A 19,491-nucleotide genomic window follows, 5' to 3' on the forward strand; every position below is an offset into this window, starting at 1 on the left:
TAGCGTGCGCTTTGTTCCTTATTAATAACCGTCCTCGAAAGTGTCTAGGATGGAAAACCGCACACGAAGCTTTTCAGGTTGAAGTGTCGCACTTGGCTTGACAATCTGTCTTATAAAAAAATAACTATCACTTTACTGCTTTTAATTTCAATTATAGCAACACTTACTCCAAAGACATTTGCGAATTTATCAAATTCATCTAAAGAGGCATTATTAGCGCATAATAATGAAAACCTTATTATAAATTCAGATTTTGAATTGATGGAGCAAAATGGAAGGGCTAAAAATTGGGGTATTTATGGTGCTGCGGATTTTAGTGTAGTTAGTAATCAAGGGATAGGCGGCTCAAAGGCTCAAAAAATAACGGTATCTAATCTAGCTATAGGTAATGCAGTTTCTGTGGATCAGATTGTTGAAGTAGTTCCGAACACTCCATTTGTATTGAGTGGAAGATTTAACATCGAATCCTTGTCGAATGCTAAAGCTGAACTCCATGCTGATTTTTATAGCCCTGATGCCTATCTTTCTTCAACTGTACTCGAACTTCCACAAATAAGTACAAATGGTTTTGTTACTCTATCCGGTCATGATGAAGTTCCTGACAAAGCTACCATAATGAGGATTTACGCATTAATTCGATCTACAGGAAGTAATGGAGCGGGCACCATATATGTAGATTCTATCAAATTAGCATATACAACTGATAAAAATTTAGTTGTGAATTCAGATTTTAAACAATCTACACCAGGTAATAATCTAGCAAATTCATGGTCCCAATTTTCTTCGAGTACATCTCAATTTTCATTAGTGGATAACCCGTCATCAATTGGAAAAAAGCTTCAAAAAATAGCGGTATCTAATCTAAAGAAAAATGAATTCAGCAGTATATACCAAGTGATTAATGTTTCCCCAAAACAATTGTTTAATGTGAATAGCCGAATTTTAGTTGGTTCTTTAACAAATGCCAAAGTCCAGATTTATGCGGACTTTATGAATGGAAGCCGTTATGTGGGTGCGAAAATAGTAGATTTAGAAAATATTACTTCTGGAGGCTATGCGACAATATCTGGTTTTGGTGAAATACCTGAATCAGCGACAAGTGTGACCCTGCATGTGATGATTAGAGCACAAAGTGATAATGCTTCAGGTGTTGTTTATATTGATAACATAAATTTTGAATATACAGCTGAAGAAAATCAATTGAACAATGGAAGCTTTGAATTACTAAATCAGGTAAATAATAATTCGGGCATGAATGCAGACAGCTGGTTATATACAAGCAGTGCCCATTCTACTTTTGAGCTTGTTACAGATCAAGTATCGGATGGGCTTTATGCACAAAAAATTACGACTTCTACCTTAGCTAATAATCAGTATGTAGGTATTAGTCAAGTTTTAAAAGTCACGCCTGGTGAAGCCTATTCAGTAAGCGGACGATTTAAAGTTGATCAAATTCATCATGCCAAAGTACAGCTATATTTAGATTTTTCAACTACTAATTCATTTGTTTCGGCTAATATCATCGAGCTCCCTGTTACGACCTTTGGCGAATATATTCATGTTTCTAATATGGGGGTAGTGCCGCAAAATGCAGTGTTTGTTCGAATTTACGCTATTATCCGTTCACAAGCTTCAGACGGAGCGGGCACATTCTTCGTAGATGACATGAGATTTAGTAAGGAATCTAACCTCTTGCGAAATGCAAATTTTGAACGGGAAAAATTCGGGGAAAATGTTGCTCAGGATTGGAAGCTTGTGAAGCCTGTAAGTTCAATTGAGGTTAATCAGGTAATTAAAAATCAATTCCAGCCTGATGGGCAAATGAATATTTACTCTAGTTCAGGTTTACTTCATTATTCGACCCAAGCTAAAAATGAAAAACGATTAAACACCTTTTATAAATATGATTTAAATGGGAACTTGATTAAAAAGCTGAGCCTGTTAGCAAATAATAGTCACACCCTAATTTATCAAGGGAGTAAGTCACAGAAGGTTGCGGGCTCTTGGATTCCTAAAAATGAATTTTATAGCATCTCTCAAACCTTCATCGTTAAACCGAATCTATCCTATAAAGTGTCAGGTCATGTAAATGTGGAGATGCTTTATAACTCAAAGCTGCAATTATATATCGATTTCTACGATTTTTCTGGAAACTTTATTTCAAGCAATATAACCGATGCTGTATTAACAAATGGGCAGTATATGTTGCTAGAAAATCAAGGGCAAACGCCTAACCAAGCTAGTTTTGCAAAGCTGCATTTCTTACTAAGAGCCAATGAAGCAGATGCTGCGGGGATTTTTTATGTGGATAAAGCAGCGTTTTACTATAGTTAGCTGAAAGGGAACTGAGACAATGAGTAGATTTTTTAAAACACCAAGTATCCTAATGTTATGTGCATTATTGATTTTATCTGTATTATCTACACCAAAAGCCGCATTTGCTGCTACCTCTGTAGTTTACGAAGGAAAATTTTTTAGTGTTAGTCATAATCAAGACTGGATAAACGTTAATGTTGATGGAGTACAACGGAGCAATACGCTGGTGAATACGAAGCAAGAAGTTGAGGTTTATGATGTCTATATTATGTCTATTGATAACGTTACTATAAAAACCGTTATTGATAGTTATTCAATACCTCAGCCTATTTTAGTTGTTACTTGGACACAGTACAGAAATACAGGTTCGATTCAAAAAATATATGAGGTAAACATAAACAGTCTTGTAGCTGGCACCGTAGCTACACCGACTCTTTCTAAGAGTGGCGATTTAGTTACTATTGTATTTCCTGACAATGCGATTCATAAAAAATACCGTATCGCTTCAGGAGCGTGGCAGCACTACACAGTCCCTTTAGCAACAACAGAAGGAATTGAAGCGGTTGGTGCAGATAAATTTGGGCATGTATCAGGTATAGGCTATTTTCAAAATTCAATCCCGCCTCAAATTGCATTAAGTGTTAACACGACAGCACTTGCTCAATCTGTAACGATTACAACAAACATTACAGATCCGCTGGGCTTATTAGAGCAAAAATATACTTTAGGTAATTACAGTGCTGAGTACATGTCTCAGGCGGGTAATGGAACTCCAATTTCAAGTTTGTATAATAGATTCCAAGTTTATGAGAATGGAACATATACCATATATGCTAAAAACAAAGCAGGTCTAATGTCAATAAAAACCATACAGATTTCTAATATTGACAACGATCCTCCAACTAAACCCGTTATTTCTATTAGTCCGACTGAGCCTGCCTATGATTATACAGTGACTATTAAATACTCTTCTGATTCAATAAAGAAGCAGTTTCGAATTGGGAATGGCAATTGGCAGCCGTATACGAAAGAGCTGCATATTGATTACAACACGATTATATATGCTAGGGCAGCAGATCAACTAGGAAATGTGTCCGAAGTATCGCAGTTGGTCATCAATAATATTAAACATGCAAGTGAATATAATTATGATGCAAATGGTAGATTAATTAAATTGGATACAAAAAAAGGCTCATACACTTTTAAATATGATGCTAATGGCAATACATTATCCAAGACCTTTATTAAATCAGGAATAGATGATACGACTGTACCACCTACTATTCCATCTGGTAATTTGTACTTTGATTTTGAAGGTGACAATGTGCAGGGCTGGCTACCGCAAGGGGAAGGGGTAATACTCAATACTTCCTTAGAGGCAGCGCATGGGGGAAACAAAAGCTTGAAAGTTTCCAATCGAAATGCTACATGGCATGGCCCTATTCTTAATGTGAAAAATAATATAGTGGCACAAAAGAGTTATCAAATTAAAGCATTTGTACGTCTTCCACAAGGTGCAGCTGCATCTCAAGTGATGATGACCATTCATCGAACAATGCCAGATGGTAATAGCTACTACGATAATATTAGTACCAAAATGGTTACTTCTGGAGGATGGGTCACGCTTGAGGGCATTTATCAATTAAATGAACCGGCAACGAGTATGTATTTATATTTGGAGAGTGCTAGTCCTAATGTTTCATTTTTTATTGATAATGTTAGCTTAGAAGCATACACGGAGGGGCCGGCACCGCTTATTCATAATTTTGAGGATGGAACTACACAAGGCTGGTTCCCTCAGGGAGATGGAGTATTGGTAACGAATACAGATGAGGCAGCAAGCGAGGGAAGCCACAGTCTGAAAATAACAAATCGCAATGCGAATTGGCAAGGTCCTGCTCTTGACTTAACCAGTTATATGAAGCCGGGTGTGACTTATACGATCTCGGGCAAACTCCTTCTTCCTCAAGGAACAACCTCTTCTGATATTTTACTTACAATGAACAGGGGAGACGGAAATGGTGCTTCCCACTACGATAATATCAGTGCAAGTCACGTGACAACAGATGGATGGGTTGTTTTTGAAGGGAAATATACCTTTACTGGTTCAATAGCAAATTTAATTATATATATGGAAAGCTCTAATGCGACTGCAAGTTTTTATTTAGATGAGTTCAAAGTAGAGAAATATGTAGAAGCCCCGCCTGTCGTCAGTCATGATTTTGAAGATGAAACGTTGCAGGGCTGGACGGCTCAAGGAGAAGGAGTAACGCTTCAAATCTCAGGAGATACCGCAAAAAATGGAGTTAGAAGCATGAAGGTAACCAATCGAACCGCTCAGTGGCAAGGTCCGCTTCTTGATCTAACAAGCCTGATTAAACCAGATACTAAATATCAAATCAAGGCAGCTGTAAGATTAGTTTCAGGTACAGCACCATCAGATTTGTTGTTTACTATCCATCGTGAATCTCCAAACGGCACGCATTTCTACGAAAATGTTAGTGCAGCAACGGTAACAGATGGCGAATGGGTCATCATTAACGGAACTTATAAATATAGCGATATTGCCGCAAAAAATCTTTCTTTATACGTAGAAAGCAACAATGCAACGAGCAGCTTTTATATCGATGATTTTATTATTTTACTAGATAAATAGAGGAGATCGGTCAACTTGAAGAAGGTCATAAGTTATTTATTAGTCATTAGCTTGCTATTATCTATTTTCGCAGACATGGGAAATCCAGTTGCCTATGCTAATTTGGAAACCGGTGAAGCTGCAGTAACGGTAGAAGAATCCGTCTATGTTCCTGATGTTAATCCTTTGCTTGATGGGGAACTCTCTGTCGACGAGTCGGTATATGAGAAAAAATGGGGTATTTTTTCAGAGGAGCAAGTAGAAACGATTACTCAGCAGTATACGGCCGATATGAAAAAGATGGCGGTTTACTTCTATACCGAATTGACACCGCTTTTGGATACCGAACAATTTTTCGAAGTATTAGACTGGAATGGAAAAGAGCTTCCAGCGCTGATTATAAAACTTTCGGAGGAACAACGTGCTTTATTAAGAGAGCTTACGCCTCTAACGATGCAACAGTACGATTATGACCACAATCGTGAGGAAGTACTGGCTTCACAGAATACACCTGTGGAAGCTCCTTTTATCGAAGCGGACGGAAATCCGAAATTGGAAGCAATCGTAGAGCAGCACGAGAGTGTGACACAATCCACTTATAGCAGCATTCAGGCTAAAGCAAGCGGTAAAGTAGCTATTGCAAGCACAGGAAATAGCTATCGTTTCACTGAGAAGAATAGCGAATTTAAGTATCAATCAAATACAGATGGAAACGTTGACCCTATTTATAAGACAAGTAATCAAAAAGATGTCGATTTATATTTGCCAGGCAGAAATGGCTTGGATTTCACCTTAGTACGCAGCTATAGTTCAATGAGTGCAAAAATTATGCAGCCAAGTTTAGATGGAGATATAGGCTATCCAAGCTGTCATCCTGATAATTCTTTATATGCGGCTGGAGCTCCAGATTGTTTGGGCAATTTTCCATATCCTAGCTACTATGATTACGGTTATGGCGATGATTTAGGCTTTATTGCAACAGGCTGGTCTTTGAATATTCCTAAAATGACAGAGGGAAGCGTTAGTGCGACAATAGGCTCTACTTTAACCAGCACTAATGTTAATTATTACAACCGTGCTACTTATTCTACAACCGATACAATTACGTTCGATCTGGACGATGGATCTTCATATGAGTTCAGAAATAATATAAAGACCCCTTATAACAATCCATATAGCAATGTGACCTATTTCCATAATGGAACGGGTTACAGCTTGGTTGTAGATGATAAAATCACTTATAAATTTAATAGCGATGGGCAAATATTATCTAAAAGCAATCGTTATGGCGACCAAATTACGTATGACTATCAATATTCGGCTAATCGAATCATTATTACAGACTCCATTGGACGAAAGATTCAGACGGATGGGCCTTATAGCATTCAGCCTTATGGCATACAGGGATTTACGGTAACTGACCCGCAAGGGAATGTGACCCATAAGATGAAATATAACATTACTTCTGATAATCCTGTCCTTCAGGCTAGAACATATGTATTCGGAAGCTACGATCAGTATCGAAACGATGAGAAGCCAAGAAGCATTTTATATTATAAGCTGAATAGTGTAGTTGATTTGTTAGCTAGCAAAACCTTAAAGTCGTATACCTATCTTACTCCCGATCTTACAACTAGAGCGGATTTCAACTTTGAGGACGATTATTTCTATTACACTCAAAATGGTCAACCCGTTTTGGATTTTTTAGACGGTGCGGAAGCAAGCCCTATTATTCAACGTGATAATGCGGTTCATGGTGAAATCTATTATCTGCTATTAGAAAAGGCTACTGATTCCAGTGGATTAGAAACCAAATTTAAATATCGTCAATACAATTGGGATTGGTTTATGGAAACAAATGGGTATAAAAGAGAAGAGCGAAGAGGGACGATGCGATTGTACTTGGATCCATGGAACCTAACCTATATTGGCTATCACCCGGTAACGAATGTGTATTATAGCTATACTAATCAAGCCGGTGAGAAAAAGGCGCTTACCCAATATGTTGCATTAAAAGGATCGGTTGCGCAAGAAATTTGGTCCACTCCGAAAACAGGAGGCATTGTAGAAAATTTTCGCTTGAAAAATAGCAATAAATTTCGTCAGCCTGAGGCAGAGGTGTCCATTAGTTTAGACTTCTTAGAGTATAGTGAAGGACTGAGTTATAGCTATCGTCCAATAGGTAAGGGATCATTCGTTGCGAATTATGAAATGAAGGTACCTTTCTATTATGATAATGGATTGTTTCAGGAGGAGGGAGATACGAAGTATGGTGTCTCTGGACAAGAGATGCAAAGTTATCAATATGATGCGGGGAAGACGAAGCCGTATTTAACTAAACAATTTGGACTAGATAATAAACCGGCGGATATTAACACATTTTTGTGGTATGGCAATACGCGCACCTTGCCCAATAATTTGGACAAATATGCAACGCTTTACCGTACGGAATATGATAATTACGGCTATGTCATCTATCAAGAAGATCCGTATGGGAACAAAACAGAAATAACGTATGGTGGTCCTTTTCATCAAATTAGTTCTCAGAAGCAGACAGCAGCAGATGGATTAACGAAAACGGAAATAGCGTACGATTATAATGCAGATGGAACGTTATTGCGTACAACGCAGGTGGGAACTTATCGGGATCCTGCTGCACAAGCGGTTGCCCGCCAGGATCAAACGATTATGGAATATTTAAATTATAACAGTGTCAAGCAGCCAACACGTATTCGGACGACCGGGTCAGGCAGTCAGTACGACCAGCAGCCTACAGAAACAATTGTGGATCTGCAATATGATGCCAGCAACCTGCATGTGATTAAAGAAACAACGAATGTCACTTTAGGAAAAGGAAAGACGCCTACTCCGCTAGTTGTGCATTATGAGTATGATAACAAGGATCAGCTAAAGAAGCAGACTTTCCCCGATGGCAGTCTAGTTACGTATAGCTACGATCTGAGCGGCCGGTTGGCGACCGAAAGTTATACTCCATCTGCGGCGAATCCTGGAGCTGTTCGAACGACGAGCTATTCTTATAATGACGCTCAGCGCCTTGTTGTGCAAACAAAGCCAGATGGAGAGAAATTGAATACGTATTATACCCCTTATGGCGATGTTGAAAGACAAGAGCAAGTCGTAGGGAACAGTTCTCGTGTGCTTGTTGTGAATAAAACGAATCTGACAGGTAAGGTATTGAAAAGCACATTACCGTTTGGGGTGACTGAAAAAGAAGTAAAATATACCTATGATCGTAATGGTGAAGTTAGAAGAGTAACGGACCCATTGGGTCAAGTAACGAATACTTATTTTTCGAACGCTGCGGCCAAGCTGGATGGCTCATCGTATTATTTGCAAAACACGACTAAAGTAGTTAGTCCGGATGGGAAAGAAGCCTGGAATTACCAGGATCGTTTGGGTAGAACAATAAAGCAAGTGGAGAAAGCTGGAACAAAGACGAGAACGGTGTTAAACACATACACTCCGCTTGGAGCCTTATCACAGAGTCAAGTCATTGCAGATGGTGTTACGCAAACGACACAGTACAGCTATGATACGAATGGAAATCTGATCTATTTGAAGGATAACAACAATCAGGTCAATCGTTATGTGTATAATCGCATGGGCCAGCTTATTGCTACTTATACGAATGATAAGCTGCAAAAGCAAAGCGAATATAACGAAGTTGGTTGGCAATTGACGAAGACGAATGCAGAAGGGAAAAAAGAAAGCTTCCAGTATACGAATACGGGACTATTGGATACACGTACCGACGAAATGCTGCAAAAACATCAATATTCGTATACGCCATATGATGAGCTCAATCGATTAACAGTAAAAGATTCGGCTGGAACAGAGACCTACTGGGAGCAATATAACTATGATTCGGCTACGCGTCTTCCATTGGCTACAATTACAAAAGAAGGAGAAACGCTAGGTTATCAATATGATTTGTGGAAACGTCTGAGCAGTCAAACGGTGGCAGGTCGACAATATGGAATTGAATATGATGGATTTGATCGCATGACTGCATTGAAGTATCCAGATAATCAAAAAGTAACTTATACTTATGATATCTTGGACCGTTTGTTGACAGTAACGACACCGGATATGGGCACGGTAGGATATAACTATACGGTAGGTCAAAATGAGTATACAAATACATTGACGTATCCCAATGGTGTAACGCAGCAAAGAAAAACAAATAGTTTTGGAGAATTGAAATCATACACTCAAGCTTCGCCTGGGAACGTATCCAACTGGAATGAAACGTTTGGATATGATGGTTTTAGTAACATTACCAGCATTAATCGAAATGGCTCGACTCAGGCATTCAGTTATGATGCGCTTAATCGAATCAAGGAGGAGAACACCGCAGAAGGCCAACGTATGTATACGTACGATGATCGAGGTAATCGTTTGACGGTGAGTGGAAATTCACCTGAATTAACAGAGGACACGACGACGTATACTTATAACGCCTTGAACATGCTTAAAACGTACTCCTCTTCAAATGGTAAACAAGCTATCTATTCGTATTACGGTGATGGTCTCCGGGCAACGAAGAAAGTAGATGGGAAATTAACTCGATACGTTTATCTAAATGGTCATATCATTGAAGAGCTCGATGGAAGTGGTAACGTAAAGGCTCGAAATGTCTGGGGCAACGAGTTGCTGTATCGACAAGACTATGTATCAGGAAAAGAAGGATACTATTCGTATAATGGTCATGGAGATGTAGTGAAAATTACTAATGACAGCGGAAAAACCATAAACTCTTATGATTATGACATCTGGGGAAATATGCTTTCGCAGACAGAAGGGATGCCGAATCCCTTTAAGTATACGGGAGAAGTATATGATGAGGAAAGCGGACTTTACTATCTCCGTGCAAGGTATTATGATCCGAGTATAGGACGGTTTATAAATGAGGATACGTATGAAGGGGAGATTGAAAATCCATTGTCCCTCAACCTCTATACTTACGTTCTTAATAGTCCATTAATGTATGCTGACCCATCAGGAAATTACTGTGTTTCACAAAATGGCAACTGGGCTCAAGCGGGGGCTTGTCGTTCAGACGATAGTCTTTATTTGGGTGAAGATAGTAAGTTTGCAGGTAGGCCAATTATCGAAAATGGTTTTGTTGTAGGTAAATTAGGTTCCAGTAGTAACGGCATGTATTCTTTTTATTCAGGTAACTATTGGAGTTTGTATACTGATGACTACTCTTATATTAGATGGCTAGCAGGAGATAATGATTACTACTATAGCCTTGATCGGGAAACACAGTTAAGATTGAGAGACAGGCATCTCACAAACTACATGGAAGATCAAATTAATAGAGGTTTCCCTGATTTTATTAGTGGTTTTCTTTGGGGACAAAAGTTAGCTAAGCAAGGTATTACAGCTATGCTAGCTATAAAAAAAGGGAGAGAGCTTAGAGGTGGTTCTAAATCGTCCAGAGATAAATGGTATGGTTATAATGATAAAGATTTTCAAAATTGGTGGCATAGGCAAGGGAAAAAAGAGTTCGGTGGTAATGATATAGATGATTCCAATGAGGCAAAAGCAGTATATGATTACTGGGTATCAATTGGTAAGCCAAGAGTTAAATAAAGGAGTTGATATTTTGGATTTAAAGAACCTAGATCAATATATATGTGAAGGAAACATTGAAATGGCTATTTCAATGGTTGAAAATATTGGTGAAATGAGAAATAGAGCATATTTACCCATATTATTAAAACATTTAGGAAGCACTGAAAACAAAATGTTAAGAAATTCAATTGCAATTGCATTATCTGATATTGGAGATAATATTGTGGTAAAGCCTATAATAGAATTATTAACAAATCCAAAAACTGAAGGAAGCAGAGGGACTTTATTATATGCTTTAGAGAATCTCGATTATTGCTTGCATGCTGAATTGTTAACAAATTTGTTAGATAGTTCAAGTTTTGAGGTTAGCCGACATTCGTTTCAGTTATTGGCTTCTATTGTAGATAGAATTTCAGAAGAAACAAGAAACCAATGCATAAATATTATCGAAACAAAAATTGAGAACAATAAAGATGAATTTCTTGAAGAGGCATTAGAGTTATTCCAATAATATCTTTACCACATGAGAGTGTAACAACTCCATGTGGTTTCTTTTTTTGCTTAAAATATTTACTAATCCCCTATTGACGTATTGAAACGTCAGTGCTATATTGTGTTAAGACGTATCGTCACGTCATTTGGGGAGGGTATTTATGATTGGTTTAGAATACATCGTAAGGCTGTACAACGGAACATATAAGAAATTAGCGGAGAAGCTGGGGATTACACCATCAACAGTTACGGACTGGCTGAGTAAGCGTAGACCCATTCCAAAAGCCAAGCTAGAAGCGCTGTCTAAGCTATTCAATCTGGAAGCAGAATACTTTCAAAAAGAGTTATCGAAAATAGAAGAGATCGAGCTGAGATTGGATTATTTAAATCGAATTTCTAAACGTGACTCGTTTGAAATACCTGACTATTTTACGGATATGGATGGAAAAGAACATGAATACACAAGGTTAATTGATCCTTATGAGGAAGATAAACGAATGATGTACGATGAATTAAAGATAGAGAGGATTATCCTTACGCTTCAAGGTACGTTGTACAATGAACTCTATGCTGTTGAACAGGGCAATAAAGCATATGAAATACTGGAAAGGACTTCAAACCTGTTAGATGAATCTGCTCCCAATAATCTGGATGCTGAGCAGCAACTGCAATGGGAGAGGAAGCACGATAAGCGTACTGAGGCGTTGCGTTCCATGATGTATTTCATGGGTATTACAGGATTTTCGGTATGGGACGAAGAGGAAGAAAGCTTTCATAACGAATTGTTTAAGCTCCTGAAAAAGCATGATTTGCTGTGGATGAAAGCGTAAGACAAGAAAAACGGAAGGGAGGTGAGGATGAGATAGGCAAATGTTCTTTTCTTATAACATAGCTAATTTGATCCAGAATATTAATCCATACAGAAAATAGAAAGAAGGAAATGAATGTTTGATACGGTTGTGATAAAAGCAAAGCCGATTTACCTTGATTCAGATGCATTATTAAGCATGAAGAACTGTAAGTCAGTTACATTTCTAAACAAGGAAACGGGCGTACTCCAAACGAGATATGAAATATATGATGAGCAATTGTCATATATCAAGTATCTTGATGGCAGTCAGACATTGTCCATTCAAGTCTCCATACCAAAGTTGTTGTATGGCAACAATGTAACCCTTATTGCCGAACATGACATTCCTAGCTTCTTTGAGAGCGTTCAGCAACGTATTCAACAACTCTTTTCGATTAGTATTCCCCATTCGGCATGGTCGATAAGCCGAGCAGATATATGTTGGAACTTTCAAGTTGGCAAAGATGTTAGTGAGTACATACGAATGCTAAGCAAGCAAAAGCTAGCGTTTAAGAATACAAGAAGCTACAACCAAGATCAGACGGTTGAGTTTTCCAATAAGAGCAGCAGAATTATCTTCTATGATAAGCAGCGACAGGTACAAAAAGAAAAAGTACTGCCTGAAGTTGTTGAGCAGTCAAAAGGTATTCTGCGTCTTGAAATCAGACCAAGCGATAGCGATATGAAGAAGTTTTCATCGACTAAAAATGCCGCTGAATTGCTCGGCAAACCGTTATTTGATTATATGACGGCAAAAGCGCTAAGTCAGATCGAATATCCCTCAACGCAAAGCGCAATAGATACAGCGTGGTTGCAGGAAAACAAAGCTAATATATCCAAAATCGAAACCATTCTCGGTTTCCAATGCTTGCAACATATGCTTGACGAAGCGACACATAGAGGACTGTATTCATCATCCACGTTCGCCAGCCGAAAAGCGTTAGCAAAAAAAATGACAATTCCCGCAGGGAACTGTCTGAAACCGCTGGCAATTAACCAGTAAAGACACATCCTCACAGACGGACACGTTATTTTGCCGATAACGATAAAAAGTCCCGTATGTTGGATGAAATATTAATAACATAGCTCTTATTGTACTTGAAAACAAAGAAAAAACAATCCCCGATGCGGAGAAAAGTATAGAACCACGATAGCCCACCATCGGGGGATAGTTTAAATCATTAATATGAATCACTATTTACGGCAGGGGAGGAACACATTCACCCGCCGAGGCAACCTGAAATGAAACAGCCGAGCGATAGTCTATTCGGTTTCCTCCACAATGAGTTCATGGATTTTAATATTCAGGGCTTCGCAGATTTGTTCCAGTGTACGGATGTAGACTCGGTCTACGGAGTCGGAACATAGGTGATTAATTGTCGGGTGGCGTATTCCCATCATTCGGGCAAGTTCCCGTTGCGAAACGTTCCGTTCCTCCAAAATTTCTCGTAGTCGGATTTTTATTTTCATAGCGCTTCCCCTTCGTCATTATGAAATAAATAATACCATGTTTTTCAGAGGAAATCATTGAATGGTAGTCTTAACCGTACTATAATGAAGATGTGGTAGTCATAAGCGTAACGATAATTCAGATTATTGTTACGGAAGGGGAGGAAACAGGATGAATGTCATTGGATATATACGGGTAAGCACACAGGGGCAAGCGAAAGAAGGGTATTCGTTGGCGTACCAACAGGAAGAGATTGAATGCTATTGCAAAGAACAGGGCTGGGAGTTGCTTCATGTATTTATGGATGAAGGAATCAGCGGTGCAAAAGTAGATGAAGAGGCGATGGAAGTCAATCGCCAAGGTTTTCAAGACATGCTGGCGATGGTGGCAACCCATGCTGTTGATTATGTGATCGTACTGAATACGAATCGCTTGTGGCGCAGCGATATTGTCAAAGTGTTGATTCATCGGGAGTTTAAGAAGTTCAAGGTGGATGTTAAAGCCATTGAACAGCCCACTTATTCCATCTACAAAGCCAATCCCAATGATTTTTTGGTGAATGGATTGCTGGAGTTGTTGGATGCGTACCAGCGGTTGGAAATTGCGATGAAACTCGGAAAGGGACGCAGCCAGAAAGCCAGATTAGGCGGGTATGCGGGAGGTCGCAAGCCTTTCGGATATAAGGCGAAACGTGGTTCAAAGGTGTTGGAGGTTGATACAGAACAGGCGGTTGTTGTGGAGCGCGTGTTTGAGTTGCGCGAGTTATTCCCGCATTGGTCGCTTTCTCAACTGGCGTATCAAATGAATCTTGAACATTACAAAACGCAGCAAGGCAAAGCGTTTACCAAAATGCAGATCAAGCGTATTCTTGACCGCAGAGCGTTCTATAGTGGCATCTACCGTTATGCCGATATTGAAGCTGTAGGGCTTCACCAAGCCATTCTATAGGCGGTGACGACATGGACGAAGCCATGAAGACCTATAACAGCTATGTGGAACAGGAAGATTGCTTCTATAAACGTTTGGAGACGTTAGAGCATTGTCAAAGCGCCATATTCGATCATATTTTTCGATATGGAGAACAGTTTGAAAAGTGTTCAGTAGAAGAAGTTTTAGACGCTTTACATCAGTCAGAAGTTCAATTACGTTTGCAATTATTGCAGTTACGATTAACGAAAGCTTTTCTTGCGTATGAAATGAATGCCACATCGTGAGAAAGAAACAGATTGAAGAAGAGATGGATATTGCTATAGTATCGTTGCGCATCGTGTAAAATAGCGGTGAACGCTTGTTCTCAGGTTGCAAACCTCTCTTTAAGAGTCTGTGTCATTTAAAATCAAACGTATTTGAGTGACTGCTACAGGGCGGCATTGCTTAGGTATCATTGCGAATCTAACGGATTAACGCTCGAAATGGGAGGTTGCAAGCTGCTCTCTAGCAGTCACTCAAGTGCATTATTTTACATACAAAGGATGGATGTGTTTGAAGGAGAGACTGGATTATTTATACGTGGGCATTGATCCGCATAAGCACCAGCATACGGCTGTAGGTATGGACTTTTTTCGCCAGAAGGTATTTGAATACACGTTTCCGAATAAACCTTCGGAATTTCCAAAGCTGTTGAAAATCATGGAGAAGCATCGTGTGAAATCGGGACTGAGCCAAATCATAATCAGTTTAGAAGATACCAATAATTTTGGCAGGACATTGGCTGTATTTCTGGACAGAAAGTCGTTTGCCGTTAGAGAAGTGAGCAGCAAGCTGTCTAGCGCCAAACGGAAGAGTCAGCTAACGGTCGTCAAATCGGATGCGTGGGATGCGCAATGTATAGCGACGGTATTAATGGAGGAATTGGATCGCCTTCCGATTGCGAAGCCCCTAGACCATTATTGGGCGATTCAACAATTGGTATCGCGGCGTAAAGCCAGCACGAAGGGATTGTCGTTTTCGATTAAGAAACTCCATGCACAGTTGCAGCATCATTATCCGACCTACCGCAAATTTTTTACGGAGTTGGATGGCAAAACGTCATTAGGCTTTTTTCACCGTTTCCCATCGCCTCTGCACTTGGAGGACATTTCTTTGGAGGAGCTAACCTATTTCTTACAGAGGTTGAGCAACTATGCTTGTTCCACGAAAAAAGCGGCTACCATTTTGGCACTTGTCCAAAGTGACGGGCAGCAGAGGAATGAATTTCAAGATAAGCGAGATTTCATTGTCAGAAGCTTGGTGAAAGAAATTCGCTTCCATAAGAAAGAGATAATGCAAACGGAGCGAGAACTAAAGCCGTTGATGGAGGGATTAGGCTACAAGCTGGAGAGCATGACGGGTATTGATTTGGTCAGCGCGGCAAGCTTGGTTGCTGAAATAGGGGACATACATCGCTTCTCGTCAGCCAATCAGCTTGCAAGGTTCGCAGGTGTTGCTCCTGTCGATGTAGGCTCAGGAGGTAAGGTGAAGCATGTGAAGACGAGTCAGGGCAACCGAACCCTTCACGAATTGTTTTTTCAGCTTGCTTGCCGCCAATTGGTTGTATCCAAGCGAAATCAAACCCCGCGCAATCCAATATTGTTGGATTACTATCTCAAAAAACAGGCGGGAGGCAAGACGAAAGGACAAGCTATTGTATGCGTGATGCGCAAGCTGGTTAATATCGTGTTTAAGATGATGAAGAATAAGACGGAGTATCGTTTACCAGTAACAACAAAGGAAAATGCTGTATAATTTAATGGAGTGGCGATATTTCTATTAGTAAGGTATCGTCATTTCTATCCTGTATGAGCGCTTTATCAATCAGGATACGTATGAGGGGGAAATTACAAACCCGTTAAGTTTAAACTTATATACGTATGTACATAATAATCCGTTAATTTATAACGATCCGACTGGAAATAAAATTAATAGTATGGAGCTAGATATTTATCTTCAAATAGCAAGTAACGAAGGGCATAATACTGATGCTTGGTGGAAAATTAGAAGTATCATGGGTCAAGAAACACAATATTCGTTTGATCCAGACAATTTCAACAATAATCAGTTTAAGTATTTATTTGATTTAGCAACGGGTAATCATAATAAAAAAAATAAAGAGGGTGTAGCGAATTGGGCTAAAGCTCAACTAGAAAAAATGTTTGAAAAAGCAGGGAGTAAGGAAGATACTTTAAATGCTGTAGTTGATGGTATGGTTGGTGGTATCGGAAGTATTGGGCGTGTAGGGCCGCGTGCATCAAGTTTGATTAAAGCTGAAGCAAGACTTATTAAAGCGGCCAAGGAAATGGGAAAGGACCCTAGAGTTCAAAAAGAAGCTGATGATCTTATTGCGAAGTTTCTAGCGGGAAATACTAATCCAGGATTAGGTAATAAATACTTGATTAAAAATATAAATTATTTAAGAGGAGATGAGGGTGCTCGCGTATTTTTTAGAATGGAAAATGGGTCAATGCAGATTTTAGCAAAGGCAAATAAACACAATGAACAAACAGTAATTGATATTATTAAAAAAATTTATAAATAATGAGGTTAGAGCATGGAGATAATAAAAATTTATTATCCTGTACCATTAAATGAAATAGAGGATATTCATAATGATAATATTGATGTTTTTGTGGAATTAGAGGATGGTATTAACTATAGTGTAGTAGTAAGTACCCCTCTTAATCTACAGTGGTATATGAATAAAGAGGGAAAGGAATATATTCCAGCAGCTCCACCTAAAATTATTGTTAAGAGTCTTACAGAAGATAATATTAGAAACGCCCTCACTAGTTATGCAGAAGAAAACGCTTTTTGGTTAAAACTAATATTTTTGTCCTATAATCGAGAAGGAAGCTTTAATATGGAGCAAATGAACCAATCCTTGCAAATAATAAAGGCCCAAAACGAAGAATTATTAATGGAATAAGGCTCAATGTTTTGAGAGGATCAATCGCTAAATGTACTAGCGCATGTCCATATTTTATGGATATGCGCTAGTACGATATACGCTAATTGAATCTAGCATGAATAACGAAAGTGAAAAGCAAAAAAATTACCCATGCTTTTGGTGGATTATTATTTGTTGAGAGTACATTTCCCAAAGAGAGGAACATCTTTTAGTTGAAGTTTACCGCAAAAATTACGAATTTAAAAACGGGAATTTGTAAAGAAATATTATAAAATTTGTAGGGGGCAAAGTGTTAATGGAGTCTGCCAAAAACAGACTTTATGCCACAAGACGATGCTTTCTTATTTTGTTTTTTGAGTAGCGTATCCTTAATGAGTTTTAAACTTTAATTCATCATAGGTTGAGTACTATGAGCATTATAAATTCTATTTAAAGTGTTTTACTGTTTTGCCACCTCTAAATCTCTCGAGTCCCCACTCCCATTCCAATAGACAACCAACAACAGAAAATGGTACCATGAGAGTATCTGTTTGGCTAGGTTCCGCCTTTCTTTTGGTGTCTCTATCATTTGCGGACGGGACTCAATCTATCATTAAAAACGCCCCAGGTAATCGACAAAAATTTGGAGGAACTACATACGTGAAAACAAAACTAGCAAAAACGCTGCTAGCCCCGTTGCTCGTTACTGGCTTGCTGCTGTCGCCGCTGGCTGGAACGACTTCGACGGCTTCTGCTGCAAGCGCTGTTACGACAGCAGCGTCCACGACGCAGGCTATTAAAGTCTATATTGACGGGAGCAAGCTTTCGCTTCCGGCTGCCCCTTATGTAAAAAACGGCGTGACGTTCGTGCCGATGCGTCAGATTTTCACGGCGCTGGGCGCTTCCATCACTTGGGTGGAGAAGACGCAGACGATTATCGTACGCAAAAACACAACGACGGTATCGCTGACCGTAGGCAAGAAAGAAGCGGTTGTCGACGGGAAGACCGTTAAGCTTGATGCAGCCCCAGCCGTGAAAAATGGCACCACCTTCGTGCCGGCCCGTTTCGTAGCCGAAGCGCTTGGCGCCAAAGTGAAATGGGATAACGCGGCGCAAGCCGTTCGCATTACTTCCATAGAACAGCAGTGGGCAGAAGCTTACGAGGAGTACGAGGAAACGCCTGAGGATGACCGTACAAAGCTGACGCCTAAGGAAATCGTTGAGCAAAACGACGAAAGCGTCGTGCTGATCACAACGAATAAGGCGCTTGGCAGCGGCGTCGTTATCGGCGATCGTTGGATTTTGACTAACAATCACGTCATTGAGGATGCGAGCTCGGCAACGATTACGTCGATCTATGGCGATGAATACAAGGTTCAAGGCGTTGTTGTCAACCGCCCAAGCTCAGACCTTGCGATCATTCAGACGGATGAGTCGCTGTATTTGGAGCCAGTGAGCGTAGGCTATACGGTTCCTGAGAAAGGCGATAAAGTCGTAGCCATCGGCAGTCCGCTCGGTATCCAAAACACGGTATCTGACGGTCTGGTAAGTAACATTTCATACGAAGATGGCCTCACTTATATCCAGACAAGTGCGCCAATCGACCACGGCAGCTCCGGCGGAGCGCTGTTCGATGAATATGGCGATCTGGTCGGCATTACGACCGCTGGCTATACATCGCAGGCCGACCTGAACTTTGCTGTATCGGTTGCCCATGCAAGTCTCTTGATGGGATTGCTGCCGGAAAGCCCGCAGGAGGATGTGAAGTTTCTGCCGGCGATTTTGCCAGATACGCTGAAAGGCGCTTCGATGGAAACGATCACAGCGCTGATGAAGAAAGAATTTGGCTCCGTATCGACAGGCGATGGCACAGCAAGCTTCAGCAATTGGGAAGTGAAGCGGGATTCGCAGGGCTGGATCGTGCTGACGGCTGATATTGATCCGCGCTTTTACACCTATTATGGCGGCTCTTCCGCTAACGATATTCGCAGCTGGGCCATTAACCTTGGCCATGAGCTGAACCGCATGCTTCCGGGCGAGACGATTCAAGTTATCATCTCCTTCGATCGTACGTTCGGCTTCCAGCCGCGCGGCTTTGCAGAAAATGAAGTGACAGCGCTTGGCGACAACAAGTGGAAGGTTCGCTTCCCGGTTCTCGATATGCAGCTGAAAGACCAGCTTTATATTAGCATGAAAGACTAGCACTTATTATTTAATTCCTTCATCTTAATCTTCACAGCTAAATGATCGGGCTGTTGGCGGGAGCGTAAGCGACCACCGGCAGC

13 protein-coding genes and 1 pseudogene are annotated in these 19,491 nt (G+C 40.1%); 13 read left to right on the forward strand and 1 reads right to left on the reverse strand.

Translation table 11 applies throughout. From position 1 onward, the window contains the following. From AC50Y5_RS00005 to AC50Y5_RS00035, 7 genes and pseudogenes are all read left to right on the forward strand, one after another. A pseudogene (locus tag AC50Y5_RS00005) lies at window positions 1-101 on the forward strand (IS30 family transposase); the annotation flags it as partial. Beyond that, window positions 79-2,334, forward strand: a complete 2,256-nt coding sequence (locus AC50Y5_RS00010) for a hypothetical protein (RefSeq protein WP_494857606.1) — start codon at window positions 79-81, stop codon at window positions 2,332-2,334. The pseudogene AC50Y5_RS00005 and the gene AC50Y5_RS00010, both read left to right, overlap by 23 nt. A gap of 19 nt (window positions 2,335-2,353) precedes the next feature. Continuing rightward, window positions 2,354-4,972 (forward strand): carbohydrate binding domain-containing protein, encoded by a 2,619-nt coding sequence (locus AC50Y5_RS00015; protein WP_494857608.1) that lies wholly within the window; start codon window positions 2,354-2,356, stop codon window positions 4,970-4,972. 15 nt (window positions 4,973-4,987) lie between these two features. Beyond that, the gene (locus tag AC50Y5_RS00020; RefSeq protein WP_494857610.1) at window positions 4,988-10,570 is read left to right on the forward strand and encodes an RHS repeat domain-containing protein; all 5,583 of its coding nucleotides are present in this window, start codon (window positions 4,988-4,990) and stop codon (window positions 10,568-10,570) included. After that, window positions 10,530-11,063, forward strand: coding sequence for a HEAT repeat domain-containing protein (locus tag AC50Y5_RS00025; protein WP_494857612.1), 534 nt, complete (start codon window positions 10,530-10,532; stop codon window positions 11,061-11,063). Before AC50Y5_RS00020 ends, AC50Y5_RS00025 begins: the two co-directional genes overlap by 41 nt. Window positions 11,064-11,205: 142 nt before the next feature. Continuing rightward, window positions 11,206-11,874 (forward strand): helix-turn-helix domain-containing protein, encoded by a 669-nt coding sequence (locus AC50Y5_RS00030; RefSeq protein WP_494857613.1) that lies wholly within the window; start codon window positions 11,206-11,208, stop codon window positions 11,872-11,874. Between the two features lie 114 nt (window positions 11,875-11,988). Next, entirely contained in the window at window positions 11,989-12,897 is a 909-nt protein-coding gene (locus tag AC50Y5_RS00035; RefSeq protein ID WP_494857615.1) for a hypothetical protein, read from the forward strand. Window positions 12,898-13,157: 260 nt separating this feature from the next. Here AC50Y5_RS00035 and AC50Y5_RS00040 read toward each other — a convergent pair whose 3' ends face one another. Continuing rightward, window positions 13,158-13,364, reverse strand: coding sequence for a helix-turn-helix domain-containing protein (locus AC50Y5_RS00040; protein ID WP_338552529.1), 207 nt, complete (start codon window positions 13,362-13,364; stop codon window positions 13,158-13,160). A gap of 151 nt (window positions 13,365-13,515) precedes the next feature. On the opposite strand from AC50Y5_RS00040, the gene AC50Y5_RS00045 reads away from it, so the two are divergent. The 6 genes from AC50Y5_RS00045 to AC50Y5_RS00070 all read left to right on the forward strand — a co-directional run bounded on the left by AC50Y5_RS00045 (window position 13,516) and on the right by AC50Y5_RS00070 (window position 19,408). Continuing rightward, on the forward strand, window positions 13,516-14,292 hold the full coding sequence (locus AC50Y5_RS00045) for a recombinase family protein (RefSeq protein WP_494857617.1): 777 nt from the start codon (window positions 13,516-13,518) through the stop codon (window positions 14,290-14,292). A gap of 11 nt (window positions 14,293-14,303) precedes the next feature. Further along, window positions 14,304-14,558: a hypothetical protein gene (locus tag AC50Y5_RS00050; RefSeq protein WP_494857619.1), complete on the forward strand. Its 255-nt coding sequence runs from the start codon at window positions 14,304-14,306 to the stop codon at window positions 14,556-14,558. Between the two features lie 268 nt (window positions 14,559-14,826). Beyond that, a complete protein-coding gene (locus AC50Y5_RS00055) occupies window positions 14,827-16,068 on the forward strand; it encodes an IS110 family RNA-guided transposase (RefSeq protein WP_494857620.1) in 1,242 nt (413 codons plus the stop codon). A 181-nt stretch (window positions 16,069-16,249) separates the two neighbouring features. Further along, a complete protein-coding gene (locus AC50Y5_RS00060; RefSeq protein ID WP_494857622.1) occupies window positions 16,250-16,858 on the forward strand; it encodes a hypothetical protein in 609 nt (202 codons plus the stop codon). 12 nt (window positions 16,859-16,870) lie between these two features. Beyond that, window positions 16,871-17,245: a hypothetical protein gene (locus AC50Y5_RS00065; RefSeq protein WP_494857624.1), complete on the forward strand. Its 375-nt coding sequence runs from the start codon at window positions 16,871-16,873 to the stop codon at window positions 17,243-17,245. A 621-nt stretch (window positions 17,246-17,866) separates the two neighbouring features. Continuing rightward, window positions 17,867-19,408, forward strand: coding sequence for a stalk domain-containing protein (locus AC50Y5_RS00070; RefSeq protein ID WP_494857626.1), 1,542 nt, complete (start codon window positions 17,867-17,869; stop codon window positions 19,406-19,408). Window positions 19,409-19,491 lie beyond the last annotated feature (83 nt).

The sequence above is a fragment of the Paenibacillus sp. JT22N7 genome (genome assembly GCF_059383875.1).

Excerpts from the sequence above, each read along its gene's own strand:
- AC50Y5_RS00015 (WP_494857608.1), top strand. The coding sequence starts at position 2,354 with ATGAGTAGATTTTTTAAAACACCAAGTATCCTAATGTTATGTGCATTA.
- AC50Y5_RS00025 (WP_494857612.1), top strand. The coding sequence starts at position 10,530 with ATGATTACTGGGTATCAATTGGTAAGCCAAGAGTTAAATAAAGGAGTT.
- AC50Y5_RS00030 (WP_494857613.1), top strand. The coding sequence starts at position 11,206 with ATGATTGGTTTAGAATACATCGTAAGGCTGTACAACGGAACATATAAG.
- AC50Y5_RS00035 (WP_494857615.1), top strand. The coding sequence starts at position 11,989 with ATGTTTGATACGGTTGTGATAAAAGCAAAGCCGATTTACCTTGATTCA.
- AC50Y5_RS00040 (WP_338552529.1), bottom strand. The coding sequence starts at position 13,364 with ATGAAAATAAAAATCCGACTACGAGAAATTTTGGAGGAACGGAACGTT.
- AC50Y5_RS00045 (WP_494857617.1), top strand. The coding sequence starts at position 13,516 with ATGAATGTCATTGGATATATACGGGTAAGCACACAGGGGCAAGCGAAA.
- AC50Y5_RS00050 (WP_494857619.1), top strand. The coding sequence starts at position 14,304 with ATGGACGAAGCCATGAAGACCTATAACAGCTATGTGGAACAGGAAGAT.
- AC50Y5_RS00060 (WP_494857622.1), top strand. The coding sequence starts at position 16,250 with ATGGAGCTAGATATTTATCTTCAAATAGCAAGTAACGAAGGGCATAAT.
- AC50Y5_RS00065 (WP_494857624.1), top strand. The coding sequence starts at position 16,871 with ATGGAGATAATAAAAATTTATTATCCTGTACCATTAAATGAAATAGAG.